Annotated in this window: 8 protein-coding genes; 7 read left to right on the forward strand and 1 reads right to left on the reverse strand. The window is 42.4% G+C overall.

The features are described from left to right. Positions 1-31: 31 nt before the first annotated feature. Positions 32-508 carry a hypothetical protein gene (locus A9970_RS21180; protein WP_182983592.1) on the reverse strand — a complete coding sequence of 159 codons (477 nt, stop codon included), beginning with the start codon at positions 506-508 and terminating at the stop codon, positions 32-34. 466 nt (positions 509-974) lie between these two features. Here A9970_RS21180 and A9970_RS21185 point away from each other — a divergent pair, with 466 nt between their 5' ends. The 7 genes from A9970_RS21185 to A9970_RS21215 all read left to right on the forward strand — a co-directional run bounded on the left by A9970_RS21185 (position 975) and on the right by A9970_RS21215 (position 15,203). Next, positions 975-4,283: a TonB-dependent receptor gene (locus A9970_RS21185; protein WP_182983593.1), complete on the forward strand. Its 3,309-nt coding sequence runs from the start codon at positions 975-977 to the stop codon at positions 4,281-4,283. A 429-nt stretch (positions 4,284-4,712) separates the two neighbouring features. Next, entirely contained in the window at positions 4,713-5,852 is a 1,140-nt protein-coding gene (locus A9970_RS21190; RefSeq protein ID WP_259655450.1) for a glycoside hydrolase family 105 protein, read from the forward strand. Positions 5,853-5,858: 6 nt separating this feature from the next. After that, a complete protein-coding gene (locus tag A9970_RS21195) occupies positions 5,859-7,994 on the forward strand; it encodes a TIM-barrel domain-containing protein (RefSeq protein WP_182983594.1) in 2,136 nt (711 codons plus the stop codon). A gap of 205 nt (positions 7,995-8,199) precedes the next feature. After that, complete coding sequence (locus tag A9970_RS21200) at positions 8,200-11,298, forward strand: TonB-dependent receptor (RefSeq protein WP_182983595.1); 3,099 nt, start codon at positions 8,200-8,202, stop codon at positions 11,296-11,298. 58 nt (positions 11,299-11,356) lie between these two features. Then, positions 11,357-12,919, forward strand: a complete 1,563-nt coding sequence (locus tag A9970_RS21205; RefSeq protein WP_182983596.1) for a RagB/SusD family nutrient uptake outer membrane protein — start codon at positions 11,357-11,359, stop codon at positions 12,917-12,919. Between the two features lie 24 nt (positions 12,920-12,943). Then, positions 12,944-13,711, forward strand: a complete 768-nt coding sequence (locus tag A9970_RS21210; protein ID WP_153845186.1) for a hypothetical protein — start codon at positions 12,944-12,946, stop codon at positions 13,709-13,711. Between the two features lie 28 nt (positions 13,712-13,739). Continuing rightward, positions 13,740-15,203, forward strand: coding sequence for a polysaccharide lyase 6 family protein (locus tag A9970_RS21215; protein ID WP_182983597.1), 1,464 nt, complete (start codon positions 13,740-13,742; stop codon positions 15,201-15,203). Positions 15,204-15,510: the final 307 nt, after the last annotated feature.

A 15,510-nucleotide genomic window follows, 5' to 3' on the forward strand; every position in this document is an offset into this window, starting at 1 on the left:
GCTTTTTTTATAAGCCTTATTTATGGCTGTATTATACGCCCGCAAAAGCATCACTAATACCGAGCACTATTCCAACGACTAGCCCCATAAAATTAAAGGCGATGGTTATGATGACCATGATTCCAATAAACTTATAATGTTTTTTGAGGGCATCTAAGCATAATTCGAGTTGAATGCTGTCGCGATTTTCTATTGCTTTTTTTGCTTTAGATCCAAAATTATAAAGGTAATAGATGGGAAGGCAGAAAAAAGCAAGAAATAAGAGATAAAGTACACCGAATGTGGATAAAGCCCCTGCTGTTACATATTCGTCGGCCCCGAGTGATAATGCACTGGCTCCGAAGATTAGACTGACCATGGTTATGGCAGAAATGCCGATGAAAATAAAACAGACAATGGCCAAAAAATTGGCCCATCTGGCCGCTGAAGCCAAGAAGGAGAGTCCTGCCGGAGACAATTTAATGTCTGCAGGTTCTTGAAAAGAAGAATTTTGAATACCGTCTTCCATGAAGCATAAATTATTAGGTGCGCGAATTTCTGAAAAGTTCTCGGCTTTTGAAACAAGTTTTTATATAAACCATCACGTCTATACAATCGTTTTGATTTTTTCGATTAGAATAGGTTACAGTGGCTCAAATTCGACAAGAAACTGAGTTGTTTAATAAAAGTCTCGATTGAAAGGAAATTAGTTAAAAATTTTTAAAAAGTAAAATACCGATTGGAAGAATGTTGTTACAAAAAAAAAATGCGGATTTGATGTGGAAAATTATTTTCGATCGGTTTGTGCGGAGGGGAATGCTGGTTTAAAACATGTTACAACGTTTTTTTTGTTGTTAAATTGTATATTAATGTAGTAAATTTCGTCTGTATTTCATGAAGTATGTGTGGTTTAGTGTGTTAAGTTTATATTAAGTCCTTTGTAATTTGAAATCTCTTAGTAATTTTGCTTAACATTTTTTAACAAATCACATTATATGAAAAGATCTTTACTCTTTTTCGCTCTTGTTATGGCTAGTTACGGTGCTGTACAAGCTCAGGTTACGACAAGTAGCGTTACAGGTATTGTAAAAGAGTCAAACGGACAGTTCACATCGGGAGCAACAATTAAAGCTACGCACGTGCCATCAGGAACTGTTTATTCTGGCTCGGCTAACGCTGCAGGTCGGTTCAACTTAGCTAATATGCGTGTTGGCGGACCATACAAAATTGAAGTAACCTATGTAGGACAACAGCCTATCGTGTATGAAGATGTTTATTTGCAATTAGGTGAACCATTCGTAGTAAATCCTGTTTTCGGCGATTCAGCGACTAATCTTGAAGAAGTAGTTGTTACAAGAGCTGGTGTTTTAAAAGGAGAGCGAAATGGAGCATCTACCATTGTTGGGCGTCGTCAGATCGAAAATTTGCCTACAATTACTAGAAGTGTAAATGATTTAACCCGTTTAACTCCGCAGGCTAATGGAACTGCAATTGGTGGTGGAAATTACCGTGCCAATAATTTCACTGTTGACGGTGCGAATTTCAATAACCAATTTGGTATTGGCCAAAATATTCCAGCAAATGGTTCTCCAATTTCTATTGACGCGATAGAGCAGATCTCAGTGAATGTAACTCCGTTTGATGTTCGTCAATCAGGTTTTACAGGAGCGTCTATTAATGCTGTAACACGTTCTGGTCGTAACGATTTCTTTGGATCAGCTTTTTATAGTGGTCGTTCCGATAAACAACAGGGAAGCCGTGTAAATGATGTGGTGTTTACACCAAATGATCTAAGCGTAAAACAGTATGGTGTAAGTTTAGGTGGTCCTATTATTAAGAACAAGTTATTCTTCTTTGTGAATGTTGAACAATTGAAGCAAACTGAACCAGGACCGACCAAAGTTGCTTCTGTAAAAGAATCAGACTATGGAACTACAAGTTATTTTGCAAGACCTACAGTTGCTTTCATGGATGAAGTAAGTAATTATTTGAAAAACACTTACGGTTATGACCCTGGTGCTTACCAAGGATATTCTTCGAAAAGTAATAATGATAAGATTTTTGCTCGTATCGATTGGAACATTTCTGATAATCACAAAATCAATTTTAGATACAACCAAGTTAAAGGGAAATCTCCTTCTAATTTGAGCTCATCGTTTAGTGGTTCTAATATTGATACAAAAGTGTATCCAATGAACAGAACTGGAAATAATGCTTTAAGTTTTCAAAACTCAAATTATTTCCAAGAAACAAATTTATATTCTGCGACAGCTGAATATAATGGAAAGATTGGTAATTTGAATCATTCTGCTCGTCTCTCTTATGTAAACCAAGATGAGCCTAGAAGTGTTTCAGGAAGTGTATTTCCTTTAGTAGATATACGTGATGGTATTGCTGGTACAGGAGGTAATATTCTGACTTCTTTTGGAACAGATCCATTTACATACGGAAACCTTCGTTCTGTAAAAACTTGGACGGCAAACTATGATGCAAACTATACTGTGAATGATCATTACTTTACTGGAGGTCTTCAGTTTGAGACATCGCGTACAGTAAATGGATTCCAACGTTTTGGAGCCGGGTATTATATGTATAACTCTTGGCAAGACTTTATTGGTGGTAAACCTGCTGTAAACTATGCATTGACTTACCCGTTGACCGCAGATGGCTCACAGGCTATGCCAAGCTTCAAGTTTAACCAATGGTCACTTTATCTGCAAGATCAGTTTACAGTAAATGAAAAATTGAAATTGACAGGGGGGATCCGCTTTGAGCTTCCAACATATCCTGATGTATCGGAAATGAAAACTCACCCACTGTTGCAGACCCTGGAATTTGCGAATGGATTACATCTAAATACAGGTGCAATGCCTAAAACACGTGTGATGGTATCTCCGCGTCTTGGATTTAACTATGATGTTAGAGGTGACCGCTCATTTATTGTTCGTGGGGGAACTGGAGTATTTACCGGACGTATTCCTTTTGTTTGGATTATTGCTCAATCTGGAGACTCGGGTATGCTTCAATATACGAAGACTTATGCTGCAGGTGATGCTAATATGCCAGCGTTTAGCCCAGATATTAAAGCAAATTACCCTGCAACACCTGATGCAGCCGGTACTTCATTGCCAGGAAATATGTCAGCGATGGATGTGAACCTGAAATTCCCTTCAACTTGGAAATCAAGTGTAGCAGTTGATTACAAATTACCTTGGGGAGTGGTCGGTACAGTAGAGGCGATCTATAATAAAGATATTAATGCTGTAGTTGCAAAAAATGTAAACTTAGTTGATCCAACAGCGATGAATATTGCTGGATACGGAGATAATAGATTTATCTTCCCGAATGCAAACGCAGATAAATACCTATATACAATTGACTCAAAAGGACAACCGGTAAAAGGATCTACGGGACAATTTATTCCAACGTACATGACCAATGCGAAAGGTGGTCATTATTACTCGGTGACTGCTCAATTGCAAAAAAGCTTCGATAAAGGATTTTCTGGAATGATTGCCTACACTTATAGTGGTGCTAAAAATTATGGTGATGGTGCTGGAGATCAGATTCAAAACTTATGGTCTATCCCATTACAAGCAAATGGTAATTCCAATAATCCAGAGTTGGGCTATACAACCAATATTGTTCCTCATCGTTTAATGGGATCTGTGACTTATACCAACAATTGGATTGGCAAATTGAATACTTCAATGACATTATTCTATAGTGGAAGTTCAATGGGTAGATTCTCTTACTATTATGGTTCTGATTTCAATCGTGACGGTCAAAATAATGACTTAATCTACATCCCTAAAGATGCTTCTGAATTGAAATTTAGTGATATCGCAGCTGGTAACAGTAACTATGGTAAAAAAGCCTACACTGCTCAAGAACAATCTGATATTTTTTGGGGCTTAGTGGATGGTGATAAATACCTTAGCGAGCACAAAGGAAAATACGTTGAACGTAATGGCGCTGTTGCACCATGGAGACATCAGTTTGACTTCCATTTGTCACAAGAAGTATTTAGAGGAATTGGTGGCGGAAATAATTCGTTAGAATTCTTCTGGGACGTGATGAATATTGGTAACCTGTTTAATTCTTCTTGGGGTACCTATAAGATAAATAATAATATCTTATTGACTCCAACAAATATTGCTAAAGTGGAAGCAAATGGCACTACAGTTCCAACATTTAACTTGGGCTATGCAAACGGAGATGCAATTAAGGCATTGAATAGACCAAATGAATCGATTAGCTCAACATATTATATGCAATTCGGTGTTAAATTTAAATTTAACTAAGAATAATATATAGTAAATTAATCTAAGACACCCCAGAAGCTTGATGAAAGCTTTTGGGGTGTTTTTATTATAAAAAAAGCTGATAAAGAAGTAGCGCTTTTTGCCCACTACCCATCGTTATAGATAAAGCACTCACTAAGCACGGTATTAGCACTCCCTAAGCAGAAATATAGCACAGTAATAGCATTGTTTACGCAACGGTTGCTAAGTATATTGACAAAAGAGAAAAGTACAATAGGAGTACTTATTCCGTACAACTAAACTGCGGAAAAGAATTCTGCTAACTTTCGGTGTACACTGCACAAGTAGAGTGACGCCATGCGGATGGGATCCATTACCAATTTCTCCACCTAAACGAACAAAAACTACCCCCTTAAAACAGACTGGCTTGCTGATATTTGGCTTATAACTTAATTATAAACCCAACTGATGATGAAGCAGTTCTGTATGTCCATACTCCTGGGTATTGGCGTCTGCATGTCTCTTTGTGCATTTGCGCAAAGCACAGACCTGGTTAATTGGCCAGCGCAGGCTGACCCCAGATTAATAGGTGATCTCGTGGCTCAACGTTTTGTGGCGAGTCCGCATAACAGTTTTAAACCGCCAGCTCCACCAAAAAACATTACTTATCCCGAAGTCTGCGCCTGGTATGGAGCATTGAAGTATGCCGAAGTGAGCAATGATCAGAAATTGTTGACGCAATTGACACAACGCTTTATGCCCTTGTTTGACACGGAAAAGCACCTTGTTCCGCGACCTTGGCATGTGGACTTTTCCGTCTTTGGAACGGTTCCGCTGGAAATCTATTTGCAAACGAAAAACAAGAAATGCTATACCATGGGAATGCGTTTTGCAAATGCACAATGGTCCATTCCGATTGACTCCCCTCAGGTTGTAAAAGATAGTTATCAGAAATTTCTCGATAAAGGACTTACCTGGCAGACCCGCTACTGGATTGACGATATGTATATGATTACCATGATTCAATCCAAGGCCTTTCAGGTAACCGGAGATCAGCACTATATTGATCGCGCAGCCCATGAAATGGTTGTCTACCTCGATACCATTCAAAAGGAAAATGGTCTTTTTTATCACGCACCTGATGCGCCTTTCTTTTGGGGCCGCGGTAATGGCTGGATGGCCGCGGGAATGAGCGAATTGCTCTCTTCATTAAAGAAAGATAACCCCAATAGACCCAAAATATTGGCTGCTTACCGCAAAATGATCACAAGCCTAAAGAAGTATCAGCGTCCGGACGGCCTTTGGGGGCAATTGATTGATAAACCTGAATCCTGGGTAGAAACTTCGGGTTCCGCCATGTTCACTTATGCCATTATTATGGGCATAAGACAGGGATGGCTCGATGCTAAGGAATATACGCCGATCGCACGCAAGGCATGGATTGCTCTGACGGGCTACATCAACAAAGATGGCGATATCAGCAACGTCTGTGAAGGTACCAACCGAAAAAATGATTATCAGTACTACCTCGATCGAAAACAGAAAACAGGGGATATGCACGGCCAGGCGCCCATACTTTGGTGTGTGTACGCTTTATTAAAAAAATAACCAGCTATGATGAGATTATGGACAATTTTGCTGCTTTTGTTGGCTATTGGAGCATCGGCACAACCTATTCGTTGGCAGGAACAATACCCGGGTGTATGGAAAGGAACATTTGGCAAACCCGATAATTATACGCTGCTGTCTGCAGCAGGGGCTACACCTCAAGCTGCGACCCTCGAACGGTTGCAGTCTGTCGATTTTCCTTTACCCAAGATGGAGGTGCATGCCGAACTGATCGATGGTAAAACATACCTGCGGTTCCCGCTGCAAAAAAACGAACAGATCTACGGACTGGGACTTAATTTTCAGACGGTACATCAGCGGGGCAAGATTCTTAATCTGCATGTCGACCATTATGGTGGCAAAGATAATGGGCGCACCCATGCACCTGTTCCGTTCTACGTCTCTTCCAGAGGATATGGTGTATTGGTCAACTCAGCACAATATTTAACGTATTATGTAGGGACAGGCGTACGGAAAGATGCTAAAGTTCCTGCAGAGGTAAAAGATCGCAATACCGATAAAAGTTGGAACTCCCGGCCTTACTCCGATGCGGTGGAAGTATATGTACCTACAGAAGGAGCGGAAGTTTATGTATTTGCAGGCATCAATCCGCTCGATGCCATAAAACGCTATAACCTCTTTTGTGGTGGTGGTGCCCTGCCGCCGAAATGGGGGCTTGGTTTTACGCAACGTGTACAAAAGCTTTATACGGCTGATGAGGTGATCAAGGAGGTGGCGGAATTTGAGGAACATGGCTTCCCGCTTGATTTTATTGGTCTCGAACCCGGATGGCAGTCCAAGGCTTACCCTTGCTCATTTGAATGGGATAAGGGACGTTTTCCAAACCCGGCAGCCTTGATAAAGAAACTGGCCGATAAAGGTGTGCGCCTAAACCTATGGACAAACCCTTATATCTCTCCAGAATCTCCTATCAGTAAAGCGATTGAACCTTTTACCGGCTCGCATACGGTGTGGAATGGAACTGTTCCTGATCTGAATCATCCAGACGCAAAACGCATCCTTGCAGGCCAACTGAGCCGTTCGCAGATCGATATTGGCATCAGCGGATATAAGATTGATGAAGTCGATGGTTACGACTACTACCTTTGGCCCGATATGGCTAAATTTCCCTCAGGCATCAGTGGGATACAAATGCGGCAAACCTATGGTGTACTTGCACAAAAATTGACCGACAGTCTATACCGCCAGCACAACAAACGGACGTTTGGACTGGTGCGTGCATCCAACGCCGGAGCCAACAATATGCCCTATGTGATCTATAACGACTATTATAGTCATCAGGACTTTATCACTGCACTGGTCAATAGCGGGTTTTGCGGCGTACTGTGGACACCGGAGGTAAGGGGCTCCAAAACAGGCGAGGAGTGGTTGCGCCGTTTCCAGACTGTTGTATTCTCACCAATGGCCATGATCAATGCTTGGTCGAGTGGAACAAAACCCTGGTCTTTTCCTGAAGTCGCCGAAAAAGTGAAGTACTATGCGCAGTTGCGGATGGAATTGATGCCTTACCTCTATTCTGAATTTGCAAAATATCATTTTGAAGGAACACCTCCCTTTCGAGCCATGGTGCTGGAAGAGGGATTTCAGGGGCAAACAAACGCAAGCCTGAGCAACCAGGATCTAGAAACAAATCCTTATCTGGAAGCGGTAAACAAGGAGGTAAAAGATCAGTACATGTGTGGTGAATATCTGTTGGTGGCACCTTTATTTACAGGCGAATCTACTAGAAAGGTGCTTTTGCCTAAGGGTAACTGGTACGATTTCTATTCGGGCCGTTATGTCGGTAACGGCGAGGAAATCGTCGCCAAACCCGAAGACGATCGGATACCCGTCTATGTAAAAGATGGTGGCATCATTCCAATGACGACAGCACGGCTTCATGCGCCTGCAGCAGGAGAAAAAGTGAACCTGATTATCCGACATTATGGGGAGAAGGAGGGGATGTATAACCTGTATGACGATGATGGTCTGAGTTTCGATTATGAGAAAGGGGCCTATTCTTGGCGTAGGATAGTCCTGAAAAGAAATGCGTCCGGGAAACTGGAAGGCGATATCTCGGCACCAGCCAAAAATAAACCAAATACGATAGGTACAGTAAAGTTTGAATTTATGGGGCAATGATATTGTTTTGAACAATAATCTATGGTTTTAAGCGCCTAAAAACCATTTTTTACTGCTAAAAAGACCAAAAATTACACTGTTTAACCTCGCAGATTGACTGATATTTGAGGTAACTGATTATAAAAAATAACCAATTTATTAAATGCATGGCCGGGTTATCGATCATCTTCTCATGATAGACAATCGCCATAAAAACTGATTTATTATGATAAAAAGTATCACAAAAATGGGGTGCTTTGTACTCTTCCTATTACTAGCCTTGGGGAGTATAGGCTTACCGGTCTTTGCCCAACAAAACATTCGGCTTTCAGGAAAGGTGACCAACAAAAAAGGAGAGGCATTGCAGGGAGTCACTGTTCGTATCAAAGGGAAAAGTCAGGGAACAAGTACAGATGCCACGGGGAAGTATCAGCTTGATGTTGCATCATCCAGTACCGTTGTCTTTAGTCAAGTAGGCATGAAAGAGCAGGAGCGCGCTGTCGGTAACCAGCGGCAACTTGATGTCACGTTGGAAGATAGTGACAATGCGCTAGATGAGATTGTTGTTACGGGTTATGGTGGTGTTGCAAAGAAACGTGACCTTACGGGCGCTATATCTTCCGTCAACGCAAAGAAAATTGAAGAACGTCAGCCCATTAACCTTTTCGATGCCTTACAGGGGCAGGCTGCCGGAGTCCTTATTGTCAATGACGGTGGTGGGGCACCTGGGGCGACAGGCTCTATTCAGGTGCGTGGTACCTCCACATTGAATGGGGGAAATGGTCCCTTATACCTGGTCGATGGAGTAATTAACCCCGATGGTGCCACCATAAATCCAACAGATATCGAGAATATCGAGGTCCTCAAAGATGCTGCTTCTGCATCTATTTATGGATCGCGTGCAGCCAATGGCGTAATCCTCATCACAACCAAGCGCGGATCAGAGGGAAGACCCATGGTGAATGTCAATTACAATCATCTTTTCGGCCGTCTAGCTCATTATATCCCGGTAAGTAACTCTGCTGAGGTAAGGGCTTTCCGGTATATTCAAGGCCTCAATACCAATACGGATTCCATCAACCCAAGTTTCAATTCCGACAACGATTTACAAAGAATCTTGTTGGGAAATCTTGCTCAAAAGAAGGAAATCAAGATGAGCGTATCAGGTGGTCAGAAAAATCTCCGTTACTACAGCAGTTTGAATTACCTGGATGATAAATCGATCATCTTGAATAGTTACGCCAAGCGTTTACAGTCACGTATCAATGTTGAATATCAGTTTTCATCCAAATTGAGGTATTCCAACAATATTTCTTTTTCCTGGCAAAAAGGCAATACGATTCCAATCGGCAATACGATCCGCGTCGTGATGGACCGTCCGGCTTATTCCTTGATTTACTATCCTGATGGCTCTTTAACAAGTTACATCGGTTCGAAGCGGAATCCTGTCGCCAACGCCTTGTTTGAAAAAAATATGGATGAAACCTATTCCGGGCAATTTAACAATCAGTTGGATTATCAAATTCGGGACGACCTGAAATTTACGACCTTGTTTAATGTGCGGTTGGACAATTTACAGAATACCCAATTCTCACCACGTTTTTTATCGGCAAACAAGGATCAGAATAGCGGAACAAACGAGTTTAATAAAACGTTCACTTGGGAGTTTCAATCCTACCTGAATTATAATAAGACTTTTGCACAGGACCATAATGTCACGGCCTTATTGGGATTCAGTTCGGATCGCAGACGCTATGATCGTTTTCATTCTGAATATATGAATAGCGTCAATGAGGAAGTTCTGGTGACTTTTCCGGATTACCTCACGCCATCAAAAACCTATACCACAGCAACGGCCAACGCTTCTGCCTCTGTTTTTAGTCGGATTGGCTACAATTACAAAGGACGTTATCTCGTTCAGGGATCCTACAGAAGGGATGGCTCATCGCGGTTCGGCGCAGCAAATAAATGGGGGAACTTTCTCTCAGCATCTGCTGCCTGGCGTTTTTCGGACGAGAATTTTATGAAATGGGCGAAGCCGGCATTGGTAGATGCTAAACTGCGATACAGCATTGGACAGCTTGGAAACGATAAAGTAGGCGATTATGAATCGTATACAAAAGTAGCCTTTGGCGGGTCTTATAATGGTGTCGGCGGAGCTGCATTGACAAGTACATTTGGAAATAATCGGATCAAATGGGAAACAACCACCCAGAACAATGTGGGCTTAGACCTGACTTTCTTAAATGGCCGATTAGGATTTACGGCAGATTACTATGTCAAGACCACCACAGATCTACTGTATCCACGGGAGCTTGCCAAGGAAACTGGTTATGCAAAAGTGAATGTCAATCTGGGAACGATTCGCAACCGCGGAATGGAGTTTGTAATTAGTGGAAAACCAATCGTAACACCTGATTTCAGCTGGGAAGTGAATGGTAATATTTCTTTTGAACGCGGTAAGATCGTGAAGCTGGCCGATGGAATTCCATTTTTCCCGGGCAATAAATGGTACGCGGAAGAAGGCGGCCGTATCGGAAATTTCTACGGCTGGCGCAATTTAGGGGTTTATGCCTGGGACGAGTCCAATGCCTACAATGACAATTGGGATAAACTGACACTCGTACTTGACGATCAGGGCAGACCAATGTATCGTGATGGAAAAGCAGTCTATACCTTCAATGGTAGCGATTACCAGGGTACAGTACATCAGCTATATGCGCCCGATGGTAAACTGAAAGGTGGAGATGCTGAATGGCTTAACAATAAGAAAGATAGTTTGATCAATGACGAAGACCGTATGATCCTCGGCAATGCGACACCAAATTTCTACTTTGGTTTTATGCAGACCTTTAGGTACAAACGATTTACCCTAAATGTACTCTTTAATGGTTCCTTTGGTGGTGAAGTTTACAATGCGCTGCTGCAACGTCAAAATTATCCGACCAACACAGGAGCAGGCTCCCCGGATATGGTCTATAATGTATGGCGCAAACCCGGCGATGTGGCCAAATATCCAAATTATGTGGAGAGAAACAACCGTGGAAACCTAAAAACAAACCAAAATAGCCTTTATATCGAAGATGCAACATTTGTTCGTCTGTCAAGTGCACGGTTGGCCTATACCTTCGATCCGCAGTTGATCAACAGATTAAAAATGAAAGGGCTTACAGCCTTCGTTTATGGAAGCAACCTGTTGACATGGACCAATTATAGGGGCTACGATCCCGAATTCAGTACAAACAATCCGCTGACACCGGGCGAGGATGATGGCCGTTATCCGAGGAGACGGGAGTTTGGATTTGGTGTAAATATCAATTTTTAGCATTTATCGATTAGGGTAAGTTCCGTCTGAAGGATGGGACAGAAAAAATATTTTTGACATGAAAACAAAGATCTTAGCACTGTTACTGCTGTCAGCTACATTGGGGGGCTGTAACAAATTTTTGGAAGAGAAACCGTTGGCCGAAGTTGCGCTGGACCAGCATTATAAAAACTTATACGATGTGCAGGCTGCAATAGCCGGAATGTATAGCGCCTTTCAGCTTGAAATGGTCGGTAAGGGAAATTATCAGGACAACAAAGACAATTATCTCGAAAAATACCTGTATTGGGGCGAGTATCGTGCCGATAATTTTGACCGTGCAATTAGTTACACCAAAGACTATGTGGACGAGATCGTATTAAATAGCCTTACGCCAACCAACCAGTTTTCAGACTGGAGCGGGCTCTATACCGCCATCGGGCGTATCAATAACAATATCAAGTATATTCCAAAGGCAGCCGAGTTGGATAGTCGTATTACCCCGGAGATGCTTAAGGATTATCTCGCGCAGTGTTATGCGCTTCGAGCGATGTGTTATTTCTATCTCGTTCGTGTATGGGGTGATGCTCCGATATGGCTTGAACCTTATGAGGATGTACAGCAGCCCGCTGCCAGCGCACGTGAACCGAAAGATAAGATATTGAACGAGGTCATTATTCCAGATCTGGAAAAAGCCTATTCTTTGGTCGACAAAGATGCGAAAAACGCCCTATGGACAATCGGCGGGGCAGGAATATGCGCGATCATGTCTGATGTGTATATGTGGAAAAAGGATTATCAAAATGCAACAAAATGGATCACACGCCTGTTTTTGACAAAGTCTCCTACAGGAGTGAGCTATTCCGGAACCAATGAAACCAATTTGCAGGATGGCGCAAACTGGAAAACTATTTTTGTCAATCCAACTTCCAGTAAAGAAACGATTTGGAGTATCCATTGGGACTACTTAAAAAATGGCTGTGCCTGTATGCAAACGTCGTGGTCTCCCAATAATAAGCAGATCATAGTCGATGAAGGAGTGTGGGCAACCTGGTTTCAGCCACAAACGACAACCTCGCCAAGTCCTGATATTCGACCTCAGCAAACATTGGATGTCTATTTTGGATTACCAAGCAACAAGAGAGATCGCTTTATCAAGTGGTATCCCACTGATGCCAACCCAACCAAAGCGGATCCATGGCCGGTGACAAATCAGGCCCTACCGGTTTATTTGACCATGTACCGACTGAGTGATATGTATCTCTTATACGCTGAAGCGTTGAATGGCCTCGGGGACCGAACCAATGCCCTCAAATATTTAAACTTTGTCCGCAAGCGTGCACGTCTGCCACAATATGATGCGAATGATGCATCTATTGCTACAAGCTACCAGTTGGAAACGGCAATTTTGGATGAACGTCGTCTGGAACTTTTTGGTGAAGGTAAGAGGTGGTTTGATCTGGTACGCACCGGACGTGTGAAGGACGTGATGGATCCAATCTTGAAACGTAGACAGGAAGAAGCGGGTAATTTAGATAAACCTGGATTCCTAGATCCAACAAACAGAGTGTATTGGCCTATTCATCGGAATGTTTTAAACTCCAATAAATCATTGGTTCAAAACCCAGGATATACAGATTAACAGAAGAATTTAAATCAGAGAGTCATGAAAAGAATGTTTAAGACCAAATGGACATATAGCGCTATCATCGTAGCAAGTCTATTAATGACAAGTTGTTCACTTTTCGATTTGGAACTGCAAAAAGATTACGACTACGAACATAAAACTTTAGATCCCAATATTGGGATAAGTGCGCGGAAATTTTTGGAGAACCGATCGTATGAGACGGTAGAAAACCCAACGGATACAGTTTTCAAATGGATGCGGAAGGGCTTAGAATACGCAGGAATTCCTTTGGAAGAATTTGAGAAAAACGATAGAACCTTTATTTTCTTACATAACGAAGCCATAAAGACTTGGGATACTAAAACGAAGAAGGTGACAGCAGGCCTGTTTTTTGACTTCCCAATTGTGACCGGAGTGGATGGAACAGGCAAACCGATTACGAGGCCGGCAACAAAATGGGAAGAATACAATAAAGATGATGTCCGTAACTATTTTCTTTACCTCATGCTGCAAGGGAATTACAACTTCGATAAGCTGACCATTGAAAACACCAAAGCGAAAACCATGCTTCCAGCCAATACGGTTGCCAGCAAAAGTTCTTTATTGGGATACATGAATGAAGGCAAAGGTTTTGATCAGGAAGGGCTGATGGTGTTACGGCTGGTTAATAACAGCGATTTGGCGCCGATTCAGATTAACAATAAAACAACCAATCGGTCCGGGGGGTATATTGTGACGAATGGCGTGGTTCATGTCTTTGGAAGCAAGGGCAATACAACAGTTTATCCTTTTTCGGGAGCACTTTAACGAAAGAACCTTTTAAACAAATTTAAATATGATCAAAAAGAATTCAGTTATTGCTTCACTTCTGCTGCTATTGGCGGTAGGAACTAGCTGTGAGAAATCGCCAGCCGAAAAACTCACTTTAAACAGTATTGCCTGTGTGCAATGCCACACCATTCAGTCGGCAGCGGATCTTCAGGCACTGAGCTTACAGCCCGGAGACACGGTCATCATGAAGTCTGGCCAATGGACCAATCAGGACCTAACCTTCAGTGCTCAGGGAACAAAACAGCAGCCTATTGTATTGATGGCAGAGCAGCGGGGGGCAGTTATCATGAAAGGTACTTCTTCCGTTAGTATCACGGGACAATGGTTAGTTGTGGATGGACTTGTATTTCAGGAAGGGTATACGACAGGCAAAAATGTGGTGGATTTCACCTCTTCCTCTTCAAACTGCCGCCTTACCAATACGTCAATTGTGGACTATAATCCACCGGCAGCAACGACCGACTACCGTTGGGTTTCCATCAATGGTTCCTATCATCGCATTGACCACTGCTATTTAAAAGGAAAGACCCATCAGGGACCCACCATGGTCGTATGGGGAACCAGTAAACCAATGAAACACCGAATTGATCACAACTTCTTTGGTGAGCGTGCTGCGGTACCGGACAATGGTGGGGAAACCATCCGTGTCGGAACCAGCGACTGGTCGATGACAAATGCACTGACAACCATTGAAGATAATATTTTTCAGCGCTGTAACGGCGAAACGGAAATTATATCCAATAAGATGGGGGCCGATACGATCCGCAACAACTATTTCTATGAAAGCCAAGGAACCCTATGTCTGCGGCATGGCAATGGATCTGCCGTTTATGGCAACTATTTTGTTGGTAATGGCAATAGCGCCGCTGGCGGTATTCGTATCATAGGTGAAGATCATCTTGTCTACAACAATTACTTCCAGAATATGGCCGGCACGGGGCAAAAGGCTGCGTTGGCCATTATGGACGGTGTACCAAATTCACCTTTAAGCGGTTACTTTCAGGTAAAACGCGTGAAAGTTGTTGCCAATACAATGATCAAGTGTAAGCAGTCATTTGATATAGGTTCAGGCAAAGGTGGCAATAGCCGGACATTGCCGCCAACGGATGGGCATATCGCAAATAACGTGGTTTCTCAATCTGCCCAATCTACCATGTTGACCTTTACCGATCAACCGGTCAATTTTGTGTATCAGGGAAACATCGTTTTTGATGTACCGACAAGTCAACAACTGCCTGCTGGATTTACCCGAGTTAATCCACAGTATACGCTAACAACAGATGGCATCTATGAGCCAACGAGTAGCAGCCCGGTATTGGGTGCCTTTGTAGGGAATTATCCTTTTGCGGCAGCAGCAGATGCTGGAGCGCCTAAACTGGATACAAAACATCGCGATCTGCTGAAAGCCCAAAATATAGGTCCTGTATTTATGACCGGCCTGGGAAATAGTTTGGTTATTAATCCTTAAATGACCTTAAGTACTATTTTATGCGGGGAATAAATCGTTTATTCCCCGTTTTTTTTGTGGTAAACAATACGTGTATTTACCGCATATAATTTTGGGATCAATGGAAACATACTGCTACTAAATTATACCTAAAAACAATTTTCAATCAGTTTTTAGACAGTACTCATTCAGTGTTTGTTCAGTCATCACTGAGCAAGCACTGAACAATCACTGAACGAGCACTGAATAAGCACTGTAAAAATGCCGAACTTGGTAACCCTCTGATCTTCGTTTGCTGAAGCTATACTATCTTTCTGTGGATTGGCTA

It is taken from the genome of Sphingobacterium sp. UME9, from assembly GCF_014170215.1.
In the GTDB taxonomy this organism is placed as follows: Bacteria; Bacteroidota; Bacteroidia; order Sphingobacteriales; family Sphingobacteriaceae; genus Sphingobacterium; species Sphingobacterium paramultivorum.